Annotated in this window: 22 protein-coding genes and 2 pseudogenes; 8 read left to right on the top strand and 16 right to left on the bottom strand. The window is 69.8% G+C overall.

The window, feature by feature from the left end; genetic code table 11:
- Positions 1 to 2: 2 nt before the first annotated feature.
- The 4 genes from FCN18_RS00115 to FCN18_RS00100 form a co-directional block, all read right to left on the bottom strand.
- Positions 3 to 1,406, bottom strand: coding sequence for an LCP family protein (locus FCN18_RS00115; protein WP_112266661.1), 1,404 nt, complete (start codon positions 1,404 to 1,406; stop codon positions 3 to 5).
- 1,542 nt (positions 1,407 to 2,948) lie between these two features.
- A complete protein-coding gene (locus FCN18_RS00110) occupies positions 2,949 to 3,728 on the bottom strand; it encodes a GGDEF domain-containing protein (RefSeq protein WP_112265329.1) in 780 nt (259 codons plus the stop codon).
- A 127-nt stretch (positions 3,729 to 3,855) separates the two neighbouring features.
- Positions 3,856 to 4,260, bottom strand: coding sequence for a VOC family protein (locus tag FCN18_RS00105; RefSeq protein ID WP_112265327.1), 405 nt, complete (start codon positions 4,258 to 4,260; stop codon positions 3,856 to 3,858).
- An 83-nt stretch (positions 4,261 to 4,343) separates the two neighbouring features.
- Positions 4,344 to 4,988 (bottom strand): winged helix-turn-helix transcriptional regulator, encoded by a 645-nt coding sequence (locus tag FCN18_RS00100; RefSeq protein WP_137092722.1) that lies wholly within the window; start codon positions 4,986 to 4,988, stop codon positions 4,344 to 4,346.
- A 71-nt stretch (positions 4,989 to 5,059) separates the two neighbouring features.
- Between FCN18_RS00100 and FCN18_RS00095 the strand changes: the two genes are divergently transcribed.
- Both FCN18_RS00095 and FCN18_RS00090 read left to right on the top strand, forming a co-directional pair.
- Positions 5,060 to 6,013: a sigma-70 family RNA polymerase sigma factor gene (locus FCN18_RS00095; RefSeq protein WP_323808338.1), complete on the top strand. Its 954-nt coding sequence runs from the start codon at positions 5,060 to 5,062 to the stop codon at positions 6,011 to 6,013.
- A 38-nt stretch (positions 6,014 to 6,051) separates the two neighbouring features.
- Positions 6,052 to 6,822, top strand: coding sequence for an alpha/beta fold hydrolase (locus FCN18_RS00090; RefSeq protein ID WP_137092720.1), 771 nt, complete (start codon positions 6,052 to 6,054; stop codon positions 6,820 to 6,822).
- Here FCN18_RS00090 and dusB read toward each other — a convergent pair.
- Together dusB and FCN18_RS00080 are read right to left on the bottom strand one after the other, a co-directional pair.
- Complete coding sequence (gene dusB / locus FCN18_RS00085) at positions 6,811 to 7,953, bottom strand: tRNA dihydrouridine synthase DusB (protein WP_228713521.1); 1,143 nt, start codon at positions 7,951 to 7,953, stop codon at positions 6,811 to 6,813. The genes FCN18_RS00090 and dusB overlap by 12 nt on opposite strands.
- 303 nt (positions 7,954 to 8,256) lie before the next feature.
- Positions 8,257 to 8,742, bottom strand: a complete 486-nt coding sequence (locus FCN18_RS00080) for a MarR family winged helix-turn-helix transcriptional regulator (RefSeq protein ID WP_137092718.1) — start codon at positions 8,740 to 8,742, stop codon at positions 8,257 to 8,259.
- Between the two features lie 206 nt (positions 8,743 to 8,948).
- Between FCN18_RS00080 and FCN18_RS39995 the strand changes: the two genes are divergently transcribed.
- Positions 8,949 to 9,317: a hypothetical protein gene (locus tag FCN18_RS39995; protein WP_137092717.1), complete on the top strand. Its 369-nt coding sequence runs from the start codon at positions 8,949 to 8,951 to the stop codon at positions 9,315 to 9,317.
- Entirely contained in the window at positions 9,314 to 10,852 is a 1,539-nt protein-coding gene (locus FCN18_RS00070; RefSeq protein WP_137092716.1) for a multicopper oxidase family protein, read from the top strand. Before FCN18_RS39995 ends, FCN18_RS00070 begins: the two co-directional genes overlap by 4 nt.
- 62 nt (positions 10,853 to 10,914) lie before the next feature.
- Here the strand turns inward: FCN18_RS00070 and FCN18_RS39990 are convergent.
- A pseudogene (locus FCN18_RS39990) lies at positions 10,915 to 11,096 on the bottom strand (tRNA dihydrouridine synthase DusB); the annotation flags it as partial.
- 198 nt (positions 11,097 to 11,294) lie between these two features.
- Between FCN18_RS39990 and FCN18_RS38960 the strand changes: the two are divergent.
- Both FCN18_RS38960 and FCN18_RS00060 read left to right on the top strand, forming a co-directional pair.
- On the top strand, positions 11,295 to 11,516 hold the full coding sequence (locus FCN18_RS38960) for a hypothetical protein (RefSeq protein ID WP_158303022.1): 222 nt from the start codon (positions 11,295 to 11,297) through the stop codon (positions 11,514 to 11,516).
- Positions 11,513 to 11,914 carry a type II toxin-antitoxin system VapC family toxin gene (locus FCN18_RS00060; RefSeq protein WP_158303021.1) on the top strand — a complete coding sequence of 134 codons (402 nt, stop codon included), beginning with the start codon at positions 11,513 to 11,515 and terminating at the stop codon, positions 11,912 to 11,914. The genes FCN18_RS38960 and FCN18_RS00060 overlap by 4 nt, the downstream gene beginning before the upstream one ends.
- 163 nt (positions 11,915 to 12,077) lie before the next feature.
- Here FCN18_RS00060 and FCN18_RS00055 read toward each other — a convergent pair whose 3' ends face one another.
- Positions 12,078 to 12,659: a superoxide dismutase family protein gene (locus FCN18_RS00055; RefSeq protein ID WP_137092714.1), complete on the bottom strand. Its 582-nt coding sequence runs from the start codon at positions 12,657 to 12,659 to the stop codon at positions 12,078 to 12,080.
- 104 nt (positions 12,660 to 12,763) lie between these two features.
- Here FCN18_RS00055 and FCN18_RS00050 point away from each other — a divergent pair, with 104 nt between their 5' ends.
- Together FCN18_RS00050 and FCN18_RS00045 are read left to right on the top strand one after the other, a co-directional pair.
- The gene (locus tag FCN18_RS00050) at positions 12,764 to 13,699 is read left to right on the top strand and encodes a DMT family transporter (protein WP_137092713.1); all 936 of its coding nucleotides are present in this window, start codon (positions 12,764 to 12,766) and stop codon (positions 13,697 to 13,699) included.
- Entirely contained in the window at positions 13,696 to 14,145 is a 450-nt protein-coding gene (locus FCN18_RS00045) for a DUF6328 family protein (RefSeq protein ID WP_112265311.1), read from the top strand. The genes FCN18_RS00050 and FCN18_RS00045 overlap by 4 nt, the downstream gene beginning before the upstream one ends.
- Here the strand turns inward: FCN18_RS00045 and FCN18_RS00040 are convergent.
- The 8 genes and pseudogenes from FCN18_RS00040 to FCN18_RS00005 all read right to left on the bottom strand — a co-directional run bounded on the left by FCN18_RS00040 (position 14,126) and on the right by FCN18_RS00005 (position 24,665).
- On the bottom strand, positions 14,126 to 15,184 hold the full coding sequence (locus tag FCN18_RS00040) for a LacI family DNA-binding transcriptional regulator (protein WP_112265309.1): 1,059 nt from the start codon (positions 15,182 to 15,184) through the stop codon (positions 14,126 to 14,128). The two genes, FCN18_RS00045 and FCN18_RS00040, sit on opposite strands and share 20 nt — an antisense overlap.
- On the bottom strand, positions 15,174 to 16,751 hold the full coding sequence (locus tag FCN18_RS00035; RefSeq protein ID WP_112265307.1) for a glycoside hydrolase family 13 protein: 1,578 nt from the start codon (positions 16,749 to 16,751) through the stop codon (positions 15,174 to 15,176). Before FCN18_RS00035 ends, FCN18_RS00040 begins: the two co-directional genes overlap by 11 nt.
- Positions 16,752 to 16,768: 17 nt before the next feature.
- Complete coding sequence (locus tag FCN18_RS00030; protein ID WP_112265305.1) at positions 16,769 to 17,605, bottom strand: sugar ABC transporter permease; 837 nt, start codon at positions 17,603 to 17,605, stop codon at positions 16,769 to 16,771.
- Positions 17,602 to 18,591, bottom strand: coding sequence for a carbohydrate ABC transporter permease (locus tag FCN18_RS00025; protein WP_112265303.1), 990 nt, complete (start codon positions 18,589 to 18,591; stop codon positions 17,602 to 17,604). Before FCN18_RS00025 ends, FCN18_RS00030 begins: the two co-directional genes overlap by 4 nt.
- Positions 18,588 to 19,937 carry an extracellular solute-binding protein gene (locus tag FCN18_RS00020; protein ID WP_137092712.1) on the bottom strand — a complete coding sequence of 450 codons (1,350 nt, stop codon included), beginning with the start codon at positions 19,935 to 19,937 and terminating at the stop codon, positions 18,588 to 18,590. Before FCN18_RS00020 ends, FCN18_RS00025 begins: the two co-directional genes overlap by 4 nt.
- A gap of 340 nt (positions 19,938 to 20,277) precedes the next feature.
- A pseudogene (locus tag FCN18_RS40800) lies at positions 20,278 to 21,298 on the bottom strand (hypothetical protein).
- 29 nt (positions 21,299 to 21,327) lie between these two features.
- Positions 21,328 to 24,033, bottom strand: coding sequence for a helix-turn-helix transcriptional regulator (locus FCN18_RS00010; protein ID WP_137092711.1), 2,706 nt, complete (start codon positions 24,031 to 24,033; stop codon positions 21,328 to 21,330).
- Positions 24,034 to 24,092: 59 nt separating this feature from the next.
- Entirely contained in the window at positions 24,093 to 24,665 is a 573-nt protein-coding gene (locus FCN18_RS00005) for an NADPH-dependent FMN reductase (RefSeq protein ID WP_206077774.1), read from the bottom strand.
- Positions 24,666 to 25,663 lie beyond the last annotated feature (998 nt).

Below are 25,663 nucleotides of genomic sequence, written 5' to 3'. Positions count from 1 at the left end.
TTCTACGCCGGTTCGGGTGCCTCCGTGCCGTCGGCGACCTGCTGCTCACCGGCGCCGGGAGCGGGCGCCTCGGGTTCGTCGCCCGGAAGCGGGGTGTTGTCGATCAGCGCGCGGAAGAGCGCCTGGGTGTCGGCTTCGAGCAACACCTCGTTGCCCTGCTCGTTGGCCTCGCCGACCGTCGGCACGGTCATGAACTCCACCGCACCGGCGCTGAGGCCCTGCATGGACTGGGCCAGCGTCAGCAGTTGGTCGACGCCGATGTTCTCGCCGAACGTGGACGCCGCGAAGGCGTTGACGAAACCGGTGAGCTTGCCGACGTCGAGCAGCACGTCGCGGGAGAGGGTGGCTCGCAGCAGCGACGCCATGAACTCCTGCTGGCGTTGCATGCGGCCGTAGTCGGAGAAGGTCGGGTCGCCGTAGACCTTGCGGGCGCGGACGAAGTTGAGCGCCTGGTCGCCCTTGAGCACCACGTCACCGGTCTCGGCGATGATCAGGCCGAGTTCCTGGTCCTCCATCGGTTCGTCGACATGCACGGTCACGCCGCCCACCGCGTCGACCATGCCCTTGAAGCCGTGGAAGTCGATGCCGACGAAATGGTTGATCGCCAGCCCGCTGATCTGCTGGATCACCTTGGTGACGCAGCGCGGCCCGCCGACCGTGAACGCCGAGTTCAGCTTCACGCCGTCGGCGGCCTCGACGACCTCGCCGTACTCGCCGGTCGCGGAGTCCCAGCGCTCGCACTCGGGCCGGGAGATCTCCAGGTCGCGCGGGAACGAGATCACGACCGCGCGCTTCCGGTCCTCAGGGATGTGGGCGAGCATGACCGTGTCGGAGCGGGCGCCGGGGATGCCGCTCGTGTCGCCCACGTTCTCCTCGGCTTCGGCGCCCTCGCGGGTGTCGGAGCCGATGATCAGGAAGTTCTCGTCACCGAGCTGGCCGGGCGCGTTGCGAATGGCGTCGGAGTTCTCGTCGAGCGCGGCGATCTCGTTGAACTGGGAGTTGAACCACGTCTTCGCGCCCCACGCGATGCCGGTCGCGACGAACACCAGGACGGCGAGCGTGATCGCGGTGATGCGGGCGGCCAGCAGCGTGCGGTGGTTGCGCCGTTCCTTCTTCTCCTGGAGGCGGGTCTGCGGCGCGGCCTTGCTCGCGTCCTCGTCGGCTCCCGCCTCGTCCTGCACTGGCGCCGAACCGCGCTGACCGACGACCGAGGTGGCGACGGTGACCACCCGGTGCAGCCTGGTGCGGGTCTGCTCGAAGCGGGCGACGAGCTTGTCGCGGCGTTCTCTCCGTTCGCGCTCCTCGGCCTCGAGCTCGTCGTGCGCGGCGGAGAACCTGGCGAGCGAGTCGTCGATCTTGCGCTTGTACTTCGTGGTCTCGTCGACGGGCTCCAGCTGGTCCGTCATCGTCAGCCGGTCCTCGAGCGAGCGCTCGGGGGGCGGCTGCAAGGGGCGCCGAGGCCGGGGCGGCGCGACGGGACGCTTCGGCGGGGGCGGCGGCGTGTTGCCCGACCGCGGGCCGCCCTCGAGCACCGCGGCCACGTTCTTCGTGGGGAGGTCCGCCGGTGGCTCTGTTCGGGACGGTTCACGCCGCCGTGGCTCCGCTCGCGCCGCGCTGGGGCGCGGGAGTTCCGTTCGTGTGGGCTCCGCTCGGAGGGCGTCGGGGTGTGGCGGCGGTTCCGTTCGCGGCGCGTCCGGGCGTGACGATTCCGTTCGCGCCGCGTCGGGCCGCGGAGGCTCCGTTCGCGCCGGTTCGGGGTGCGACAGCTCCGCCGCTATCGCCTCCGGACGCGGAGGCTTCGGACGCGGCGGGCCCGGCCGTGGCGGTTCCGTTCGCGGCGGCTCGGGGTGTGGCGGTTCCGTTCGTGTGGGCTCCGCTCGCGGCGCATCGTGGCGCGAGGGCTCCGTTCGCGGCGCTTCGGGGTGTGGCGGTTCCGTTCGTGTGGGCTCCGCTCGCAGCGCATCGTGGCGCGAGGGGCCCGTTCGCAGCGCTTCCGGGCGTGACAGCTCCGTTCGCGGGGGCTCGGGGCGTGGGGGCTCCGTTCGCGCTGGCTCGGGCCGTGGGGGCTCCGTTCGCTGCGGATCGACCCGCAGCGCGTCGGGGCGCATAGGCTCCGGCGGCTGGGGTTCCACTCGCAGCGTGTCGGGGCGCATCGGTTCCGGTGCCAGCGCCTCCGGGCGTAGCGCGTCGGTGCCGTGCCCGTCCGCGCTTTGGCCGCGCCTGGGCTCGGGGCGTACGAGTTCCGCCCGCCTCGTGGCCTCGGCGCGGAGTTCCTGCCGAGCCTCGTCGAGGCGGGTGGGTTCGGGTCGGGGTTCCTGGCGGGGCGGAGGCGGTGCGGGTTGCCTGCGGGGCATGGCCGCAGGGGGGCGCTGGGCCGGTCGGGGGTACGGGCCCGAGCCCATCGGCTCCCGTCGTGGCGCCGCCGGTGGCGGGGTGTGCTTCGGGGCCGGGGGCGGCGCGGGAGGAGGGGGTTCCTCTCGACGCGGCGATACCTGTCGCCGGGGCCGTGCCGCGGTGGCCGGAGCTTCGGCGGCAGGCGGTGATTCCGGCGACCTCGTCTGTCTCGGGGGGAGCGGCCGTTCGCCGGTCTCGAACTGCGGCCGCCTGCCGGTGTGGCGGGCGACGACCTCGGAAACGCTGATACCGCCGTGCGTGTCCAGTGAGCGACGGCGCTTGCGCTCCGCGGCCTTGCGGTTCAGCTGGGCGCGCGCTCGCCATTCGTCGGCCTGGGATGTGCCGCCGGGATCGTCGCGGTCTTCGGACACGCACGCTCCCTTCACACTCTGGCTTTGGACACCCACGGATCTCTTGCTTGATCGTCCGGCGGACAGCGTTCGTTATCGTACGGATATCCGCCGTTCGTGACGACACCATGCCGTGACTTTTTTACGCAGAGTTGCCCTGGCTGAATTCACAACCACCGGCGAGGGATCAAGCCTCCACACCCTTCACGGGCATGGCCGAGTGGTGCGAGCACGGAGAGTGGGAACGAAGCGGACCTGACCGTGCTGACGATGGGCGACCAGATTGCGTCCCGCGCCCTTGGCCGCGTAGAGCATCACGTCGGCCTCCACCAGCTGTTCCTGTGGATCATGGCGCCGCCCAGGGTCACGGCGGAACGGTGCGACCCCGATGCTCACGGTCACCGAGAGTCCTGGCCGCACGTGGGACCAAGGGAACTCCGCCACACGCGCGCGTGCGCGCGCCGCGAGTGTGACGGCCTCCTCCGGCCGTACGCCGGGCGTGACGAGGACGAACTCCTCGCCGCCGTAGCGCGCGCAGAACGCATCAGGTGGGAGTGTTTCCTGCAGCAGGCCGACGACCCGCTGCAGCACCTGGTCGCCCACCCGGTGACCGAAGCGGTCGTTGATGTGCTTGAAGAGATCGAGATCGACCAGCGCCACCGATGGTGCGGTGAGCTCGGCGAGCCTGCGGTCGAGGTAGCGCCGGTTGTAGGTGGCGGTGAGCGCGTCGGTCAGGCTCTCGTGCCGGGCCTGCGCCCGTTCGCGGCGCAACCGCTCGACCTCCAGCCGGTACTGCTCGGGGATGTGCGGGTGCGCGCACTGGAGCTGGCCCGAGCGGGCCAGCTCCAGTGCGGACCGGAGGTGTTCGTAGGCGCGTCGCCAGTCCCCCTGCGCCGCGAGCTCGTTGGCGATCGACTCGTGGGCAGCCAGCAGCCCCTGGGGGTCGAGCGCCCCCGTTGCCGGGGCTGTCCGGTTCGAAGCCACCGCGTCCAGTCTCCTCGTCTCAGCCCCCGTGTGAGGGGTTGTCGTCTCGAGGGAGGGATTGCTTTAGCGGTCGGATACGGCTGGAAAGCGAATATCGCTCAACCGGACTACGAGAGTGACCTAACGGTTACTGGGGCATTGCGGAGAGGTCCATGTACGTGACCTCCCACAGGTGACCGTCGGGGTCAGCGAAGCTGCGGCCGTACATGAAGCCGTGGTCCTGCGGCTCGTTCGCTGCCGAGCCACCGGACGAGAGCGCCTTGTCGCACAGTTCGTCCACTTCCTGTCTGCTTTCCGTGCCCAGCGCGATGATCGCCTCGGTCGTCTTCGTGGCGTCGGCGATGTCCTTCTGCGTGAACGTCTTGAAGAACGGCTCGGCCAGCAGCATCACGACGATGTCGTCGGTGATCACCATCGACGACGCGTTCTCGTCGCTGAAGTCCTTGTTCTGCGTGAACCCGAGTCCCGCGTAGAACTCGGTGGACTTTGCGAGGTCCTTGACGGGGAGGTTCACGAAGATCTGCTTGACCATGTTCGGGCCTTTCTTGGTTGGTGTCCCCTTGCTGGTGGGAGTAAGCTTTCTAAAAACAACCAAGCTTGTCAATAGACTTTGGTCTAGATCCGGAAGATCTTCGCGAACGTGGGGAACAGGGCCTCGTTCCCGTCCACGTGCACACTGCCGTTGGCGACTGCCTCCTCGGGCGTCAGCTCGCCCGCCATCACCGCTTTGATCGCGGGGCCGGTGCTGATCGTGACGTCCGCGCCACCCGGCAGCTCGCCCTCGGCCACGTCGAGCTTGCCGTTGTCGACGCGCACGCCGACGACAACGTCGCCCAGTCGCAACTCGAAGACGGCCACGACGTCGCGGGCGTCCTCGGCGCGGAATGTCGAGCGCATGGCCATCACCATCGAGTCGGGCGTGACGATGTCGTCGGGTCCCGGCTCACCGAGCGTGCGCGCACCCCACCGGCCGAGTGCCAGGACGATGTCCTCGAGGTCCCTGCCGTACTCGGTCAGCTCGTACACCACCGAACCGTCGGGCCTCGGCAGCACGCGGCGCTCGACTACGCCTTCGCCCTCGAGCTGTTTCAGCCGGGCCGAGAGGACGTTGGTTGGGATCTTGGGCAGCCCACGCCTGAGGTCAGTGAAGCGTTTGGGCGCTACCAGAAGGTCCCGGATGATCAGCAGTGCCCACCGCTCGCCGACGAGGTCGGCGGCATGTGCCAGTCCGCAGAACTGCCCGTAGTGTCGCTTACCCATGGTATGAATTCTAGTGCAACATGCTCTTGTTGGATCGTGCTTGTTTTCGGCAACTGAAGCGGGTAGCGGGCGTGGTGATCGAACTCGATGAACACCGGGTCGAGCTGACGGCCTACTGCTACCGCATGCTCGGCTCCGGCTTCGAGGCCGAGGACGCCGTCCAGGAGACGCTGGTGCGCGCCTGGCGCCACCGCGAGCGGTTCGACGCGGGCCGCTCTGGGCTGCGGTCGTGGTTGTACGCGATCGCCACCAACGTCTGCTTCGACATGCTCCGCAGTCCACAGCGCAGGGCGCGGGCGATGGACCTCGTGCCCGCTGCCCGGCCAGGGTCCGCGCTGGGACAGCCGCTGCCCGAGCACACGTGGGTGCAGCCGGTACCCGACAGCAGGATCCTGCCGCCGCAGGGCGACCCGGCAGAGCTGGCTGTGCTTCGCGAGAGCGTCCGGCTCGCGTTCGTCGCCGCCCTGCAACACCTGCCGCCGAGACAGCGGGCCGTGCTGATCCTGCGCGACGTGCTGCGCTGGCGGGCCGACGAGGTCGCCGCGCTCCTCAAGAGCTCCACGGCCTCGGCCAACAGCGCACTGCAGCGGGCGCGCGCGACGCTCGGCCGCGTCGATCTCGACGCAACGGGAGGCTTCGATCCGCTCGACGAGCGGCAGCGGGACCTGCTGGACCGCTACGTCGCCGCGTTCGAGAGACATGACATCGAGACGCTGGTCGCGGTGCTGCACGAGGACGCGACCATGTCGATGCCGCCGTTCACGTGGTGGCTCAGCGGCAGGGACGACATCTCCGCCGTGCTGCGCGTGCCCGGCCAGCCGTGCGAGCACGACCGCCTGCTGCCGACCATGGCCAACGGCTGTCCCGCGTTCGGCCAGTACCGCGACGGCACGGGTTTCGCGCTGGTCGTGCTGGAGCTGCGGGGCGAGCGCATCGCGAACACCACGACGTTCCTCGACGCGCCGAGGCTGTTCCCGTTGTTCGGGCTGCCGATGAGTTTTCCGGAGCCGGCTCGTACTACCTGAGCAACGACCGGAACAGGCCGGAACAGGAGCTGGTGACGATGGCCGAGTACGTGGATCTCGACGGGGTGCGCACCTGGTACGACGAGCGCGGTGACGGGGAGCCGCTGGTGCTGCTGCACGGCGGGTTCGGCGACGCGCGAACCTTCAGCGGCAATCTCGACGCGCTGGCCGACCGCTTCCACGTCTACCTGCCCGAGCGCAGGGGGCACGGGCACACACCCGACGTAGAGGGTCCGCTCACGGTCTCCGTGATGGCTGAGGACACCATCGCATTCCTGGAGAAGGTGGTGGGCGGGGCCGCCCGGCTCGCCGGGTACAGCGCGGGGGCGTCGGTGGCACTCGCGGTGGCGCTGCGGCGGCCGGATCTCGTGGAGCGGCTGGTGCTGGTCAGCGGGGCGTACGACCTCGACGGCATGATCTACAGCCCGCGCGACGGCGTCGGTGAGCTGCCACCGGAGCTGGTGCGGATGTACGCGGAGGTGTCGCCCGACGGCGTCGATCACCTGCCCGTGGTGGTGGAGAAGATCGCGAGGGCGGCGAGGGAGGAGCCCGGATTCACCGAGGCCGACCTGGCCAGGATCGGCTGCCGGACGCTCGTGCTGGTCGGCGACGACGACCTGGTGACGCTGGAACACACGATCGCGCTGTACCGCGGGATCCGGGACTCGGAGCTGGCGGTGGTGCCGGGCACCTCGCACGTCCTGCTGCTGGAGAAGCCAGCGCAGTGCAAGGCGATCGTCGCGGAGTTCCTCACCGGCGAGCCGGTGCCGACGATCATGCCGATCCGGCGGGGTGGCTCAGCCGCCTGAGTGCATCAGGTCGGCGCCCTCGGGCACGCACGGGTCGTCGGGGTCGTCGAGCCAGCCGTGGGGCAGGGTGACCTTGCCCGGCGAGCCCTGGCGGCCCCTCGGCCCGAGCGCGTCGGTGGGGAACGGCGCGTGGTGGTCGAGGCGGGCGATGAGGTCGTCGAGCTCGGCGAGGCTGCTGACCATCGCGAAGGAGCGCCGCAGCTCCGAGCCGATCGGGAAACCCATGAAGTACCAGGCCATGTGCTTGCGCAGGTCGCGCATGGCCTTGCCGGCTCCGTCGTGCTCGATGAGCAGCTCGGCGTGCCTGCGCAGGACGCGGGCGACCTCGCCCAGGTTCGGTCCCTCGGGCAGCGGCCTGCCCGCGAAGGCGGCCTCCAACTCGCCGAACAGCCACGGCCTGCCGAGGCAGCCCCGGCCCACCACCACGCCGTCGCACCCGGTCTCGGCCACCATGCGCAGCGCGTCGTCGGCGGTGAAGATGTCGCCGTTGCCCAGCACCGGGATGGTGGTGACGGCCTCCTTGAGGCGCGCGATGTGGGACCAGTCGGCTTGCCCCGAGTAGCGCTGGGAGGCGGTGCGGGCGTGCAACGCGACGGCCGAGGCGCCCTCGGCCTCGGCGATGCGCCCGGCGTCGAGGTAGGTGTGGTGCCCGTCGTCGATGCCGACGCGGAACTTCACGGTCACCGGTACCCCGGCCGGCTCGGCGGCCTCGACGGAGGCGCGGACGATGTTGCCGAAGAGCGTGCGCTTGTAGGGCAGCGCCGCGCCGCCGCCCTTGCGGGTCACCTTGGCGACGGGGCAGCCGTAGTTCTGGTCGATGTGGTCAGCGAGCCCCTCGCCGACGATGATCTTGACGGCCTCGCGCATGGTCTTCGGGTCGACGCCGTAGAGCTGCATCGAACGCGGGTACTCGCCCGCGGCGAAGGTCATCATGTGCATCGTGCCGGGGTGACGCTCGACCACGGCACGGGCGGTGATCATCTCGCACACGTACAGCCCGGCGCCGTACTCCTGGCACAGCTGACGGAACGCGATGTTGGTGATGCCCGCCATGGGGGCGAGCACGACCGGAGGATCGACCTCGTAGGGGCCGATCTTGAGCGCCGTTCTCGTCTGGGGCGTCACCTGCACGTGCTCCATTGTCCCTTGTCGGTGAATTGCTCGGCCGGATGGTTCTGGTCAATCGCCCGCACGGCCCGAACAGGGCGGATCGGTGTCCAAGGTGGGCCAAGCCCAGCCGAGGTTCAGGCCGGGTCGTTCAACAAAGCTCAGGAGATCCGACACATCCGCACCGATGTGGGTACAGCGTCGGGGAGGTGAGGCGATGTTGGTGGGACAGCTTCACCCAGGTCGAGGTGCCTGATGGCGCTGACTCGACCCGCTGATCAGTTCCGGCGAGTCCAGGGCCGGAGCATCGACCGGGCGGGCGCGCGGCTACGCGCTGGCATGCTTGCCGAGTTTCGCTGCTTCGCTGTGTTGGATCTCGGCTGCCCGGAGCTGGTAGTCCGCGATGACCCGTAGCTGTTCGGTGGTGTAGCGCTCACGGAGTTCGTCGAGCCGGCTCGTCAGGCCGACGAAGAGTGCGCCGATGCGCCGAGCGCCTTCGGTCGTGGAGACGAGCAAGTGTCGGCGGCCGTCGTCGGGGTCCGGTAGTCGTTCGACGAATCCCTTCTTTTCCAATCGGGCCAGCACGGCGGAGATCGAGTTCTTGGCCAGCCCGGTGCGTTCGGCGAGCTCCTTGGCGGAGATGTTGGTGTACCGCCGGATGAGCTCGAGCACTTTCCCGTCCGTGGGGCCGAGCCCAACAGAACTGGACAGGTTGGTGTGGAAAAGCACCGCGGCCGTGCTGAGTACTCGGCCTGCATCCGCGATCGCCTGCAACGCCGCGGCTCGCTCCTCGTCCTCTTTTGCCGTGCCCATGATCCGTATGTTAGCGTCGATATAGTTCGATCATAAGAACGAACTATATCTACCCGAGTGGGAGCCGCGTGCACGTGAAGTTCCTCGGCATCGGAAGAGACGGGGTTGGCCGGACCGTGCCGATAGTTGGTCCGAGCACATCCGAACGCACAGAGTCCACCGGCGTTACCGCCCCTGTGGGCCACCTCCGTGGTCGCGTCCGGGTCGTGGTCCGCGTGTTCGCGAGCCTGGTGGCAGTCGTGCATTGCCTGCTGGTGTGTGTGCAACCGGTGCTGGCTGGGATGAGTCTGGAAGGGGTCGCCAACGCGATCGACTGGCACGGCACCAACGGGTCGATCATCCTCACGATCGCCATGGTGCAGGTGCTCGCCGCTGCCCTGTGGTGGAAGCCCGGCGGCGGGCCTCTGTGGGTTCCGCTCGCGTGCCTCGTGCTCCTCGCAGGAGAGACGGTTCAGCTCGGTATCGGCTACGCGTTCCTGTTGACGATGCACATTCCCCTTGGCGTGGCCATCGTCGCGCTTTCCGTCGTCCTGTGCGTGGTGCTCGTGCGGCGCCCTCGCACCTGGCCGTCATGACACCACCAAGCGAGCCGCCGCGCCGCGCCTTGGACCGCCGTTCCTTCCTGAGACTTGCCGGGATCGGGCTTGCGTCCGGCACCGCGCTCACCTTGGGGGGCTGCGGCATCTTCGACTCACGGGAACCGATCAACACGTCCGGACGCGTCGACTTCCGTAACCCACTGCGCATTCCACCCCTCGCCGAGGGCACCGTGCGCGACGGCACCCGGGTGTTCGATCTCGTCACCCAGACAGGCCGCACGCGAATCGTCGATGCGGGTGTTGCCGACACCTGGGGCGTCAACGGCGCCCTCCTCGGTCCGACGCTGCGCGCTCGTCGTGGTGAGCGGGTGGCCGTCAACCTGCGCAACGACCTGCCCGAGACGACGACACTGCACTGGCATGGCATGCACCTGCCCGCGGTGGCGGACGGCGGGCCGCACCAGGCCGTCGAGCCGGGCCGGACCTGGTCGCCGTCATGGACGATCGCCCAGCCGGCCGCGACGCTCTGGTACCACCCTCATCCGCATGGACAGACCGAACGCCACGTCTACCGCGGCCTCGGCGGGTTGTTCATCCTCGATGACGACGAGGAGTCCGCGCTCGCTCTACCCCGCGACTACGGCATCGATGACATCCCCGTCATCGTGCAGGACAAGACCTTCGACGACGCTGGTCAGCTCGTGGAAACCGACCGGGTCGACAACGGCATGCTCGGTGACACGATCCTGGTCAACGGCACGGCGGCGCCGGTGTTCCAGGCCGCCGCCACCCACACCCGCCTGAGGCTGCTCAACGCGTCCACCGCCCGCAGCTACGCCTTCGGCGTCTCCGACGGCCGTTCACTCGAGCTCATCGCGACTGACGGAGGGCTTCTGCCCGCACCCGTCACGATCGAGCGCATTCTCCTCACGCCAGGTGAACGTGCCGAGGTGATCCTCCAGCTCGAAGCGGGAGAGTCGGTCACCCTCCGCTCCTACCCACAGGAAATGGGGCTCTCGGACAGCCGAGCTCGCTCGACCGGAGCCGCTGATGAGCTCGACATCCTGCTCGTCCGCGCCGTCGCCGACCTGCGCACGTCGCCAGCGCTCCCAAGGGTGCTCGCGAACGCCCCTGACCTGCACACCCACCGGGTCGCCGCGACGCGCTCCTTCGAGCTGCGCTCCGATCGCATCAACGGCGAGTCCATGGACATGGCCCGCATCGACGATGTGATCACGGTCGACACGACCGAGATCTGGGAGGTGCGCAACGCGCACGGTCAGCCGCACAACTTCCACGTGCACGACACGCAGTTCCAAGTCGTGAGCATCGGCGGGGAGTCTCCGCCGCCCGAACTATCCGGATGGAAGGACACGATCTACCTCCCCCCGGACGTCGACATCCGCATCGCTTTGCGCTTCACCGACTACACCGACCCGGCCGTCCCGTACATGTATCACTGCCACCTGCTGTGGCATGAAGACAAGGGGATGATGGGGCAGTTCGTTGTCGTCGAGGAGGGCCAGTCGCCCACATCGAATGGCAATCACCACGGCCCAGGCCATGGCTGAAGACCTCGGGTTCCGGACTTGGCGGGTCAGCGTCCAAGGAACGGTTCGGGCTTCTCGTGCTAGCCGAAGGTCATCGTGTGCATGGTGCCGGGGTGGCGCTCGACGACGGCACTGGCGGTGATCATCTCGCAGTCGAACATGCCCCCGCCCGCCGCCCTCTGAGCCCGGCGCCGTACTCCACGACCGGAGGATCGACCTCGTAGGGGCCGATCTTCAGTGCGGGCTTGCTCAGTGTGGCGGTCACGTCTCCATTGTCACCGGTGACGCACGACACATGGGGCCGGGCTCAGGCCATCCGCAGTGAAGGCCACCTTCACTGCGTTGATCGGACCCAGCGGCGCGCAGCGGCTCCGTTTGGTGTCGGAGGGGACGGGTGGGCGCAGGCATGGTGGCCTTCACGGCGGTTGGGTGGGATTGGTGCCATAATGGCACCATGAAACGCATGAACCTTCGCGACGTGCCCGACGAGGTCTACGACGCATTGGCCGTAGGAGCGGCGGCCAGGAGGCAGTCGTTGAACGCCTTCGTGGTGGATCGCCTGGCCGAGGTCGCCCAGGTGCTGAACGTTGCCGACTACGTGGCGTCTTACGAGCCGGTGCGGGGAACCGGTGTCTCGCTCGACGACGCGGCCGCGGCCGTGCGCGATGTGAGAGAGGTCTCGTGAGCCTTGCGGTTGTCGACGCCTCGGTGCTGGTCGCCTTCTACGCGGCTGACGACGTGCGTCGCCCGGAGACGGCGGCTCGCCTGTCCTCTGGGAACGCGCTCTTCGCACCGGCGCATCTGGACGCCGAGGTCATCTCGGCATTGCGAGGCATGGCCAGAGGTAACGCCGTGTTGTCGAGCGCAGTGCCCGGAGCCCTTCGGCATCTGGCGCACTTCCCGGTCCGCCGCATGCCCGTCGCGCCGCTGCTGGAGCGGATGTGGGAACTACGCGACAACGTCACGGCGTACGACGCGGCATACGTTGCGCTCGCCGAACGCTTGGACGGCACGCTGATCACCTGTGACGCGAAGCTGGCGGCCGCTTCGGGTGCACGGTGCGTGTTCGACCTGATCACCTGACTTGCCTCGGCCAGGCCTACCGCAGTGAAGGCCACCTTCACTGCGTTGATCAGACACAGCGGCGCGCAGCGTCTCCGTTTGGGTGGTGGTTGGGGGAGACGGCTGGGCGCAGGCATGGTGGCCTTCACTGCAAGCGCCGACGGACCTACACCGCGGCCGGGTGCTAGAAGTTCACGTTCACACACGCCAGCCGCGCGCCGGCACCGCCCGCCTCGCCCGGGGCGCTCGACGTGTGGTGCTCGTGGATCACGACGGACGCGGGCCGCCGCTCGCCGTAGGACCAGTCCACGTGTGAAAGGGCGAGCCCGGTGCCACGGGTGTCGGTGGTGAAGTCGAGCCAGACCTCGTTGTCCGGGTTGGCGTACGCGGGGTCGGTCGAGGGGCTCACCGGGTCCTGCACGTGCTGGAAGTGCGGCCCGGCATCGGTGCCCGTCGCGCCGCACGGCTTGGTGTGGACGTGCGCGCCGTAGTGCCGTTCCGGCACGAGCCCGGTGACGGCGAGCTTCGTGGTGGTGCCCAGCGCTGGCGTGGACAGTGAGAACACGCCCGCCCTCGCGCCCTCGGGAACGAGCTCGGGGTCGTAGGTCGACGCGGTGCGGCCCTCGGTGTACTGGCCGAACGTGCCGTGCGCGGTGGCCACGGGGTTGTGCGCCGGTGCCGCCGCGGCCTGGCCTCCCCCGGCGAGCAGGATGGCCGCGAGCGCGCCGGTGGTGGTGAACAGTGCGAATGGGGTTCGGGGCTTCATGCCTCGTGCTTATCCAGCGCGCTGGGCGGGCCGCAACCCGATCACACTGTCGAGTGATCTCACGGTGTGGACCACCTGATCGGCGATGCTCGTAGCCTGGACCGGTGACAACAACAGAGGGGGCCAGGACCGACCGGACGTGGCTGGTCGCGCTCGCGGCCGCGCTGTGGGGAACGGACGGATTGCTGCGGCTGGGCCTCGCCGAGCAGCTGCCCGCGAGCACGGTGGTCTTCTGGGAGCACCTGCTCGTCGCGGTGGCGCTGCTGCCGTTGCTGCCCTCGGCCTTGCGTGCCCTCGCCAGGTGCGGGCCGCGCGAGTGGATCGCCGTGCTCGTGATCGGCGGCGGGGCGTCCGCGCTCGCCACCGCGCTGTTCACCGCCGCCTTCCAGGTCGGCGACCCGGTGACACCCCTGGTGCTGCAGAAGCTGCAGCCGGTGTTCGCGGTGCTCGCCGCGTGGGTGGTGCTCGGCGAGCGGACGAGGGCCGGGTACCTGCTGTTCGCCGTTCCCGCGCTGCTTGGCGCGTGGTTGCTGGCTTTTCGCGAGCCGCTGGACGTCGAGATCGCCGCGGCGAAAGCGGCGTTGTTCTCCGTCGGGGCCGCGGCGCTGTGGGCGGCCGGGACCGTGCTCGGCAGGCTCGTCTCGGCCAAGCTGAGCTCACGCGACGTGACCACGTTGCGCTTCTCGGTTGGACTTCCGTTCGCGGGATTGATCGTCGCCTATCAGGGGGATACTTACGCGGTGAGTTGGGACAACGCATGGGGACTCGCGCTGCTGGCGTTCGTGCCAGGGCTGCTCGCGTTGAGCCTGTACTACGTGGGCCTTCGCTCCACTCCGGCCGCCCGCGCGACGCTCGCCGAGCTCGCGTTCCCCGTCACCGCCGCCGTAATCGGGGTGTCCTTCTTGGACGCCACGCTCTCTCCGACGCAGTGGCTCGGCCTCGGCGTAGTGGTCATCGCCGTCACCGGCCTCGGCTGGCACGAACGCGTACGTCGCAAGCCGGTCGTGGTGGAACGGCAACCAGCCGGTGCCGCGCCATGAGTGCCACCGACAACGAGCCCCGGCACCAGCAGCTCGCACGCAACGTCAACGAGCTGCTCGGCGAGCTCCGCGTGGCGCAGGCGGGCGTGCAGATCCTCTTCGGCTTCCTGCTCGCGGTGGCGTTCACCGGGCCGTTCCGCGACGCGAGTGGGTTCGAGAAGGCCGTCCACCTCGTCACCGTTCTGTTCACCGTGGCCAGCACGGCCTTGCTCACGGCTCCGGCGGCCTGGCACCGGGTGCTGTTCCGCGAGGGCAGGCGCAGCGAGATCCTGCGCGTCGGCAACCGGATGGTGATCGCGGGCCTGATCTGCCTGTCGATCGCGGTGACGCTCACGGTCGCCCTGATCGCGAAGGTGATCTACGGCCCGGTGCTGATGGCGGTGTTCGGGGTGCTCGTCGGCGTGCTCTTCGCCGTGGTGTGGTTCGTCATCCCGCGGCGCCTTTGACGCTCTCGCGTCCTGCGCACGCGGCCGTGGAGCCCCGCACGATCAGCTCTGGCTGGAACAGGTACTCGCCCGTGGGCACCTCGGCGCCGGCGATCTCGTCCAGCAGCGTGCGCACGGCGGCCGTCGCCATCGCGGGCACCTGCTGCTGGATCGTGGTGAGTGGCGGATCGGTGAACGCGATCAGCGGCGAGTCGTCGTAGCCGACCACCGAGAAGTCCCTCGGCACCGCGAGCCCGCGCTTCCTCGCGACCCGGATCGCGCCGAGCGCCATCAGGTCACTACCGCACACCACCGCGGTGCAGCCCTGTTCGAGCAGGAACCAAGTCGCTGAATGCCCGCCCTCCACGGAGAACAGCGAGTGCACGATGAGCTTGTCGGCGTCGTCGGGGCTGCCGAGCACCGGTGCCATCAGCCGCCGGAACTCAGCGGCCTTGCGCTGCGCGGGCACGAACCGCTGCGGCCCCACCGCGAGCCCGATGCGCTCGTGCCCCAGCTCCCGCAGGTGCGTGATCGCGAGCTGCACCGCCGTGCCGTCGTCGTCGGAGAAGAACGGCGCCCGCACGCCCGGCGCGTGCCCGTTGAGGAACACCACGGGCAGCCCGCTCTCGATGAGCCGCGTGTAGCGGTCGTGGCGCGCGGTGGTGTCGGCGTGCAGGCCGGAGACGAACACGATCCCGGCGACGCCGCGCTCGGTGAGCGTCTCGATGAACTCGTCCTCGGTGGCCCCGCCAGGGGTCTGCGTGCACAACACCGACGTGTACCCGCGCATCGCCAGCGTCCGGTCGATGACCTGCGCGAACGCCGGGAAGATCGGGTTGTCCAGCTCGGGGATGATCAGGCCGATCAGCCCGGCGCTGCGCTGCCGGGACCGCGACGGCCGCTCGTAGCCGAGCTGGTCCATCGCGGCCAGCACGGCCTGCCGGGTCGACGCGGCGACGCCCGGCCTGCCGTTGAGCACGCGGCTCACCGTCGCCTCGCTCACCTTGGCCAGCTCGGCGATGTCCGCGTGCCGCACGGCGTCGAGACCTCTATCGGGCATGGGTGTCTTCTTCTCCGGTCCACCACGCCGCGCTCGACGGCGGCAGCGTGACGGTCTGCTCGTTCGCTTCCAGCTCGGGCTCCTGCGTACTCGACAACAGTAACCGGCCTGGTCGCGGCAGCTGGACCGGCGAAGAGCCGAAGTTCACGGTGCACGTGAACGACGGTCCGCGCCGGAACGCCAGCACGTCCGGCTCCGACTCCAGCCATTCCAGGCCGTCCACGGGCAGGTCGCGGCGCAGCCGCAGCGCCTCGCGGTAGAGCGACAGCGTCGACGCGGGATCGTCGCGCTGCGCCTCGACGGTCAGTGCCGCCCAATCCCTCGGCTGCGGCAGCCACGACGACGCGCCGAAGCCGAACGGCGGCTCGCCACCCGACCACGGGATCGGCACCCGGCAGCCGTCGCGGCCGCGTTCGGTGTGCCCGGAGCGTTCCCACTTCGGGTCGGCCAGCACCTCCTCCGGCAGGTCCGTCACCTCGGGCAGGCCCAGCTCCTCACCCTGGTAGACGTAGGCCGAGCCGGGCAGCGCGAACGTGAGCAGCGCGGCGGCGCGGGCCCGGCGCAGGCCCGGTTCCCCGCCACCGAAGCGGGTCACGTGCCGCTCGATGTCGTGATTGGACAGCACCCACGTGCTCGCGGCTCCCACACCCGCGACCGCGGCGAGCGAGTCATCGATCGTGGTGCGGAACTCGTGGGCCGACCACCCGGCCTGCGCGTAGTGGAAGTTGAACGCCTGGTGCAGCTCGTCGGGCCGCAGGTAGAGCGCGAGCCGGTCGGCGCCGCGCACCCACGCCTCCGCGACACCGATCCGCTCGCCGGGGTAGGAGTCGAGGATCTTGCGCCACTCCCGGTAGATCTCGTGCACGCCGTCCTGGTCGAAGTAGGGCAGCTCGACGACCGTGAGCAGGCCGCCCTGATCTGTGCACTGGGCGTCGGGCAGGCCGTCGGCCTTCACCAGCCCGTGTGCCACGTCGATGCGGATGCCGTCGACGCCGCGGTCGAGCCAGAACCTCAGGATGCTCTCGAACTCGGCGTGCACCTCGGCATGCTGCCAGTTCAGGTCGGGCTGCCCGGGGTCGAACAGGTGCAGGTACCACTGGCCGTCGTCGACCTGTGTCCATGCCGGGCCGCCGAACATCGACTCCCAGTCGTTGGGCGGCCCGCCATCCCGGCCCTCGCGGAAGATGTACCGCTCGCGGGCGGGCGAGCCAGGCCCCGCGGTGAGGGCCTCGACGAACCACGGGTGCTGCGAGGACGTGTGGTTGGGCACGATGTCCACGATCACGCGCAGGCCGAGCCCGTGTGCGTCGGCGATCAGCGCCTCGGCGTCGGAGAGCTGCCCGAACAACGGGTCCACGGTGCGGTAGTCGGCCACGTCGTACCCGCCGTCGGCCATGGGCGAGGCGTAGAACGGCGTGAGCCACACGGCGTCCATGCCGAGCCCGGCGATGTGTCCGAGCCGGTCGCGCACCCCGGCGAGATCCCCGACGCCGTCGCCGTTGCCGTCGGCGAAGCTGCGCACGTAGACCTGGTAGATCGCCGCGTTCCGCCACCACTGCTGGGCCATGAGGCTCCTTTCTCCGCTTAGCTCTTGACTCCGCCGGCCGTCAGACCGGCGACGAGATGGCGCTGGACGAGGAAGAACACCACCGCTGCGGGCACCATCACCAGCACCGAGCCCGCGGTGAGCAGTCCCCACTCCGCCTTGAAGTCACTGACGAACGTGGCCATACCGACCGGCAACGGGTAGCGGTCCTCGCTCTGCATGAACACGCCCGCGAAAGCGACCTCGCCCCACGCCGTGACGAACGCGTAGAACACCGTCACCGAGATTCCGGGCCGGGCGAGCGGCACGATCAGCCGCCAGAACGTGCCGAACGGGCTCAGCCCGTCGATGCGGCCCGCCTCGTCGATCGCCACCGGGATCGTGTCGAAGTAGCCCTTGAGCATCCATGCGCAGTACGGCACAGCGATGGTGCACTGCGCGAGGATCAGTCCCGCGTAGGAGTTGAGCAGGCCGAGGTCGGACAGGACATTGTAGAGCGGCACGATCAGCACCGCGGCCGGGAACATCTGTGTGACGAGGAACAGCCACATCAGCGGGCGCTGGCCCGGAAACCGCATGCGTGACGCCGCGTAGCCCGCGGTCGCCGAGATGAGCACGCCGATGAGCGTGGTGCCCGTCGCGACGATCAGCGAGTTGCCGAACCACGTCAGGAACTGCGTGTCGCCGAGCACCTGGCCGTAGTTGCCGAGGCCCAGCGCGCCGAGCTCACCCGGCCGCGCCCAGGTGTCGCGGTCGGTCTTGAGCGACGTCAGCACCACCCACGCGATCGGGAAGACGGCGATCACGCTCGCGCCGACGAGTGCGGTGTGCAGGCCGGTGGAGGCGAGCCTGCTCCGTTGGTCGCGCGCCCTCATCCCAGCACCTCGCTCGTCTGCCGCTGCAGCCAGCGGCGGTACAGGAAGGCGAACACCACGAGCATCGACGCGATGATCGCGCCGTAGGTCGCCGCGCCCGCGTAGTCGCGAATACCCTGGAACGCCCGTTCGTAGGCCTCGGTGACGAGGATGTTCGTCGCGCCGCCGGGGCCTCCGCCGGTGAGCAGTGCGATGACGGGGAACTGGTTGAACGTCCAGATGGTGCCGAGCAGGATCACGGTGCCCGACACCGGTCGCAGGCCGGGCAAGGTCACGGCGCGAAACCGCTGCCACGGTGACGCGCCGTCCATCTCGGCGGCCTCGTAGAGCTCCTTCGGCACCGTCTGCAGCCCGCCGAGGAGCGCCACCATCATGAACGGCACGCCGAGCCAGACGTTGACCATGATCACCGAGACCTTGGCGGCGAGCGGCTGTCCCAGCCAGTCGACGCCGGGGATGCCGACCACGTTCAGCACGGCGTTGAGCAGGCCGCCCTCGTCGTTGAGGATGAGCCGCCAGCCGAACGCCGCGACGAACGGCGGCACCGCCCACGGCAGAATCAGCAGCATCCGGTACAGCGTGCGCATCCGCAGCGCCCGGTTGAGCAGTAGCGCGAGCCCGAGGCCGATCGTGTAGTGCAGTGCGACGCAGATGACCGTCCACTGCACCGTCCACAGTAGCCTCGGGTAGAACGCGCCGTCGGCGCCCGAGAGCACGGAGAAGTAGTTCTCCAGGCCGATGAACTCGTAGGTCGCCGGGATCTCGTTGACGCCGATCGTGCGGCCGCTGTTCATCTCCGTCGCGTTGGTGAGCGAAAGGTAGACGCCGTGGGCCAGCGGGTAAAGCACGAGCACCGCCAGCACCAGCACCACCGGCGTGACCATGGCCCACGCGTACCAGTGCCTGGCGAGGAAACCGCGAACCGGCCGCCGGGGCGGCACCGGCGCGGGTGCCGCCTCGGCGCGGGCCGAAAGGGTGGTGGTCATGACTCGAAGCCCGGCACGGCGCCCTTCGCCTTCTGCTGCGCCTGCCGCAGACCGTCCGCAATGGACACCTGGCCGCCGATGATCCGTTCGTAGAACGGGGTGAAGATGTCGTAGAGGTCCCCGGCGCCGGGAGCGGGCGGGCGCGGAGCCGCGCCCTCGAGCGGTTGCCGGAACGCCGAGATCACGGTGTTCTGCGCGATCTCCGGCCGCTCGTACACGGACCTGCGCGTGGGCATCGTGTTGTTCTCCGCTGCCGCGTACGCCTGGCTCTCGGCTGAGTTGATGAACTCGACGAAGAGGTACGACGCCGCGAGGTTCGGCGAGCCAGCGTAGACCACCAGGTTGTGCCCGCCGACCGGTCCCGCCTGGCCCTTCGGTCCCGCGGGAACCGTTGCCACGCCGAGGTTCTCCGGGTCGGCGAACGCCTTGCCGGTGAGCACGTCGGAAACCGCCCACGGGCCGTTGATGATCATGCTGGTGGTGCCGGCCTTGAAGCCGTTCAGCATGTTCGTGTACTTGTTGGCGCTCGTGTCGGTGGCTCCGGTGCCCTCGGCGGTGAGGTCCCGCACGGTCTCGATCGCGGCCGTCACCTCGGGGCTGTCGATGGTGATCTGCTGGCTGTCCATGTCGACGACGTCGCCGCCCTGGCCGTAGATGAACGGCAGCAGGAAGTAGGCGTCGGCGTTGACGAACACCCCTGTCGTGCCGGGAATGGCCTGCTCCAGCTTGCGGGCGGCGGTGCGCAGGTCGTCCCACGTCCTTGGCGGTTCGGTGATGCCAGCCTTCGCGAAGTGCTCCTTGTTGTAGAGCAGGCCGAGCGTGTCGGTGACCTCGGGGACGCCGTAGGTCTTGCCCTCGTAGGTGTTGCTCAGCATCGGCGTCTGCAGGTAGTCGTCGGAGTCCTTCAGCGCGGGCGTGCCGTCGAGGGGCTGGAGGTAGCCGAGTGCGGCGAAGGTGGGGGTCCAGCCGACGTCGGCGCGCATCACGTCGGGTGCGCCGTCACCCGCCTGCGCGGCGGTCTTGAACTTGTCGTCGGCACCGTCGAACGGCACGTTGACGTAGTTGACGTCGATGTTCGGGTACTTCTGCTCGAAGCGCGCCACCAGCTCCCTGAACGCGGGTGCCTCGTTGGTGGCGTCGGAGGTGTCCCACCACGTGACGGTGCCGGTGACGGACTGCGGGTTCTCCGCGGCCTGCCTGGCCGCGTCGGCCTGGTCGGCGCCACCGTCCCCGCCGCACGCTGCGAGCGTGAGCGAGACGGCGGCGACCGCGGCCAGTGCCGTGCACCTGCGATGGACAGGTCTGTTCTGCCGCGTCGACCAGGCGCGACGGAGTGCTCTGTTCATGGCTCTCCTCGTTGAGACCGGGGGATGTCCGGAACGTTAGCGAGGAGTTGCAGGTTCTTGCAAGAACTTGCAGAAACTTTCAGTCGATCCCTTTCAAGAGGTTGCGCTCGGCATACCAGTCGACCACCTCGTCGGCCAGCGCGGGACCCCAACCGCAGTGAAGGCCACCATCACTGCGTTCAACGCAGGCATGGTGGCCTTCACTGCGGTTGGTCGGTGCGGTTGGTCGGCGAGCGTGATCTCTCGGTACGGCGGCTCGGCGTCGCCGCGAAAGCCGCCCCCAAGGCCACCTTTGTTGCGTTGAGCGCAACAAAGGTGGCCTTGGGGAGCGTTGCAGGCGTCAGTTCGCTGACGGACCCTCGTCCGCGAGGTACGGGTGCAGCGCCTGTGCGTCGGTGAGGTGGGCGTAGGGCCGGAACCACGCCATCGGGTCGGCCTCGGTCGCGCCCGTGCCGTCGTAGAGGGCCTCGTGGTCGCCGTCCTCGAATGCCTTGTCGTCGAAGATCGCGAGAATCTCGGCGATCCGGTCCTCGTCCATCACCTCGGCCATGTCGAGCTCCAGCTCGGCTCGCGACTTGGCGATGTGCAGCGCGAGCGCCTCGGCCATGGACAGCGGCGCCGTCCACTCCGCCTGGGTCAGGCGGTGCCCCAGTATCGCGGCGGCGACGAGGAACTGCTTGGCGAACAGCGCGGTGTATCGGTCGGCGTACTGCTGCGGCAGCTCGTCGAGCGCCCACAGCACGTCGACCTCGTCCGCTGTCGTGTCCTCGTCCTCTAGCAGCTGGATGTCGCCGAACAGCTCGTCGATCAGCATCTCGACGCCGTGCGCGATCGCACCGGCGACGTAGCGCGCCCTCCTCTTCGGTGACGTCACCACCGTCGGTGTGCCCGAACGCCTCGGGCCCGAAGGCGCGCACGTAGGCGGCGGCCTCGAGCAGCCGCTCCCTTCGCTCGGCCAGCTCGTACTCGGTGAGCGGCTCGGGCCCGGCCTCGTCCTCGGGCTCCTCCTCGGCGGCCAGCGCGCTCTCGAGCTGGTCGTCGGTGGCGGTCACCGCGCAGTGTTTGACCTGCCAGCCGTCGAGCAGCTCGGTCTCCTCCAGCAGCTGCTCGAGCACGGCCCTGGTCGCGTCCTCGGCGAACACCAGCGCGGGCGCGTCGAGCAGCCAGCTCACGTTGGCGCCGCCCAGGTGGGCGTGCACGGAATGCTCGACGGGGCTGATCTCCACCCCGTCGGGGCCTTCGATGCTCGCGAGGCGGCTCAACCTCGTGTCCAGCAGCGCGACGACACCGATCTGCTGGAGCGGGTCCAGGTCAGGGGCGCCTGCCGGAGAGGTGAGCTCGGCCGTGAGTTGGTACTCCACGTGCGCAGTTTGGCACGCCGTGCGCGGCGTCAGCTCGTCAGGCCGAGTTTGGCCAGCTCGACCCGCGAGGCGACGCCGAGCTTCGGGTACGCCTTGTAGAGGTGGTAGCCGACGGTCCTCGGGCTGAGGTACAGCTGGGCGCCGATATCACGGTTGCTCAGTCCCGTGGCGGCCAGCCGGACGATGCGCAGCTCCTGCGGGGTCAGGCGTTCGGCCAGCTCGGGCGCGTGCGCCTTGGCGCCGAGGCTCTCGCCGGTGGCGCGCAGCTCGGTGCGCGCGCGCTCGGCCCACGGCCGCGCGCCCAGCCGCTCGAAGATCGTCAGCGCCGACCGCAGCAGTGTCCTCGCCTGGCCGGGATGCCGCTCCCGGCGCAGCCACTCGCCGTGGAGCAGCTCAGTGCGAGCCCGCTCGAACGGCCTGCCCGGCTCGGCGTGGTGCAGCTCGACGGCGCGCGCGAAGAGCCGTGGCTCGCCCAGCAGCGCTCGGCAGCGCAGCGCGACGGCCAGGGCCCACGGCTGCCCATTCCGCTCGGCCCAGGTGGTGAACGCCACGACGGCGTCGCCGACCTGGTCGGCCCTGCCCGCCCTGACGGCTGCCTCGACCATCGTGGGCACGGCCTCCACGGTCTCCAGCCGTTCGGGGCCGGGCAGCAGCGCGGCGAGCCGGTCGAGTGCGGCGTCGGGCCTGCCGAGTCCCAGGTCGAGCAGGCTCAGCGCGACGGCGGCCTGGACCGGCGGTGCCTCACCGGCGAGCGCGGTGGTCCTGGGCTCGTCGCCCTCGATGGCGGCCAGCGTGGCCAGCACCCCCGCCAGTTCCGCGGCGCTCTGGTGCTGCCCGATGTCGGTCGCGAGCCGCCTGCCCTCGGTGGCGCTCGCGAGCGCGGCACCGTGGTCGCCGAGGTGCAGCTCCGTTCGCGCCACGACGGCGAGTGCCCGCGGCAGCACCCCGGCCGCGGCCTCCCCCCTGCTGTCCCGGGTGACGCTCAGCGCCAGTTCGTGCGCCTTCGTGTGATCGCCGAGCAGGAGGTGCCAGCCCGCGACAGCGGTGCGCCCGCGCAGCGCCAGCGGCTGGTCGGTGCAGGCGAGCGGCAGCTCCGCGTCATCGAGCACTTCGCGCAGTGCCCGGATGGCGTCGGGTACGGCTCCGTTCGCGGCGGTGGCGAGAGCGCGGGCACCGCGGGACTCGGGCAGCTGGAGGGCTTCCGCCGTCTCCGCGGCCCTGGCGGCCGCACCGGCTTCACCCGCCGCGAGCGCCGAGGCCGCGGCCCAGAACAGCAGCTTGCCCGCCATCTCGGGCTCCCGCTCCGCCACGGACGTTGCCGTGTCCACCAGGATCTGCTGGGCCTCGGCTGGGCGGGCGAAGTCCTCGGCGAGCGTCGCGTGGATCAGCGCAGGCCATGCGCTCTCCACGGGGTCGGTGAGCTGGGCCGCCGCCTGCCGGACCAGCGAGCACGCGCGGTCGAGCTGGCCGGCGTCGGCCGCCGCGCGGGCGGCCTCAGTGAGGCGCCTGCCGCGTTCCCGACGGTCCGGACTGAGGTCGGCGGCCCGCTCGTACGCCGCCGCGACCGCGCTGTACCCGCCTCGGGCGCGGGCGTGCTCGGCGCTGCTCTCCAGTGCGCTCGCCACCGACTCGTCGGGCCCGGTGCTCGCCGCCGCCAAGTGCCACGCGCGCCGGTCGGCGTCGCCGTGGTCCTCGAGCACCTGCGCGAGCGCCTGGTGCGCCGCGATCCGCCGCCACATGCTCGCGGTCCGGTACGCCGCCGTGCGCGCGAGCGGGTGCCGGAAGCCGATGCAGTTGTCGGTGAACATGAGCAGCTCGGCGTCCTCGGCGACGTGCAGGTCCTCGGCAGACGCGCCGAGCAGGCCCGCCGCGGCGAGGACGGTTCCCGTGTCGCAGGTGCCGTCGGCGGCGGCGACGAGGAGTAGCGTCCTCGTGCTCTCCGGCAGTGCCGCGATCCGGTCCGCGAACGTGTGCTGGATCTTGCTGTGGGTGGGCAGTTTCGCCACGTCGTACGGCGACTCCGTGGCGCGGCCATCGCGCTGGGCCGCCGCGAGCTCCAGCAGCGCGAGCGGGTTGCCGCACGCCTCCTCGGCGATCCGGTCGCGGACGTGCCGGGGCAGGTCGCCCGCCCGCTCGGTGAGCAGCTCGTCGGCCGCCTCCGGGGAGAGACCGCCGAGCCGCAGCTCGGCGACACCCGGTGCCGGGAACGGCGGCGCGTACAGGTCGCGGGCCGCGAACAGTAGCATCACGCCCTCGGTGCCGAGCCTCCGCGCGGCGAACAACAACGCGTCGGTGGACGCCTCGTCGAGCCAGTGCGCGTCGTCGACCACGCACAGGACCGGCCGCGTCCTCGCCAGCCGCGTGAGCAGCCCCAGCACGGCGAGCCCGATCGTGAACCGGTCGGCCGCCTCTCCGGAGCCCGTGCCGAGCGCGCAGCCGAGGGCCCGCGCGTGTGGTTCGGGCAGCGCGTCGATCTCGGCGAGCACGGGACGAAGGAGCAGATGCAGACCCGCGAAGGGCAGCTTCGCCTCGGTCTCGATGCCCGCACCGCGCAGCACCAGGAAGTCGGTCGCGGCATTCGCGGCCTGGCCGAGCAGCGCCGACTTCCCGATGCCTGTCTCACCGCGAACGACGAGCGCCGTGCTGCGCCCGGCGCGGGCGTCGTCGAGGTGCCTGCCGAGCAGGGTCGTTTCCCCGGTGCGGCCGAACAGTGCGGAGGTCGCCGTCAACGTCATGCGCCCCAGAGTGCAAGCTCGACTTTGGTCGAGGTCAAGCATGCACGCTGGGGCGCTGGTCAGGCGGCATACGGGCGCGTCGCGCGGGCCTGCTTCAACGCGGAGCCCCACCACGCGAGCTGGTTGAGCATGCCCCTCGCGGCGGCGTTGGCGGAGTCGGCGTCGTGCGGGGCGCCGTCCTCGGTGAAGCGCTCCCAGAAGTTGTGGAAGCTGATCGTGTCGCGCACGGTGGCCGCGTGCAGCTCGGCGAACACGGTGCGCAGGTGCTCCACCGCTCGCAGGCCGCCGCCCATCCCGCCGTAGGACACGAAGCCGACCGGTTTCGCCTGCCATTCCTTGGCGTAGTGGTCGATCGCGGTCTTCAGCGAGGCCGGGTAGCTGTGGTTGTACTCGGGGGTCACCACGACGAACGCGTCCGCCGACGCCAGCCGCTGCGCGAGGCTGCCCGCGTCGGCGGAGCTATCCAGCGAGTTGTGCAAGGTCAGCTCGGCGAGGTCGATCACGTCGACGTCCATCGCCTCGTGCGCGCGGGCCTGTTCCGCGAACCAGGACGCGGGAACGGGGCCGAACCGCCCGGAGCGGGTGCTGCCGATGATGACTGCGAGCTTCAGCGAGTTGTTGGACATGGCCATGACGTTAGGAACCGCGGGCGGGCACTGGCATCTGTCACGTGACTGGGCTGTCCCGCACCGTCACCGTGCCGGTCGCTGAGAGCCGCCCGCCAGTCGCCCAGCTCCAGCACGTGTACCGCGGCGGTGGGCTCGTCGGAGGCGGGGTAGCCACAGCCGGGAGCCGTCCGAGGCGGCCGTGGCGCCGATCTCGCTGAGCACGACCGGAGCGGGCGCGAAGCTATTTCGTTACATAGCGAGATCGGCATATGTCACTCGGCCAGTGGTTTTGTCGCCATCGGTCAGCACTTAGCGTGGCTGGTGAAACGGACGTTCGACCTCTGAGCAAGGGTGGTGTCGTCATGGGTGGATGCAACTGCTGTGGTTCCTGCGCCGGACCGGGGTGTGGCTGCTGCGGCAAGTGCTGAACCGGGCGGGCGGCCGCCGTGAGCCCTGACGGCTCGCGGCGGCCGCCGCATGTGCGCGAGAAAGGGAATTGGCGCACGCGGTCGTTGAATTGTTTCCCTTGAGGTGCCTGAGTTTTCGGTGCCGGGTTCAATGGGCGCAATTACTGCCCAGGGAACGGTGCACGCGGTGCGGCGCGGAATGCTGGTGGGGTACTACCACTGGGAGGTCGACAAGCGCGACTCGCACGTGGTGGTCACGGACGACCGGTGACGTATCGCCGCCGCCTCCGAATCAGATAGTCCACTGTGGACTTATATGGCAGTTCGGCGCCCTTTTCGAGCGCGGTAGATCCGGTACCCTCCGGTCACCATGGTCGCGGGCGCGCGAACGTGATCACCGAGGCGGGGAGCCGGGGCGAGAGCAGCATCGCCGACGTGCTGGGTTCGCACATCACGGATCAGCTGGAAGACCGCCGCTGAACCGCCCCCCGAGGCGCCGGATACACTGCGTGGCGCGGGCCGCTAGCTCAATTGGCAGAGCAGGAGACTTTTAATCCCCGGGTTTGCGGTGTCAACGAGTGTCACATAGTGCCGCCCAGGGTTGATCTGTGCAGG

Origin of the sequence: Prauserella endophytica, from assembly GCF_005146945.1 — a bacterium.
Lineage (GTDB): Bacteria > Actinomycetota > Actinomycetes > Mycobacteriales > Pseudonocardiaceae > Prauserella_A > Prauserella_A endophytica.
The sequence above is the reverse complement of the archived record's forward strand: the minus strand, read 5'-3'. Positions and strand labels throughout refer to the sequence as shown.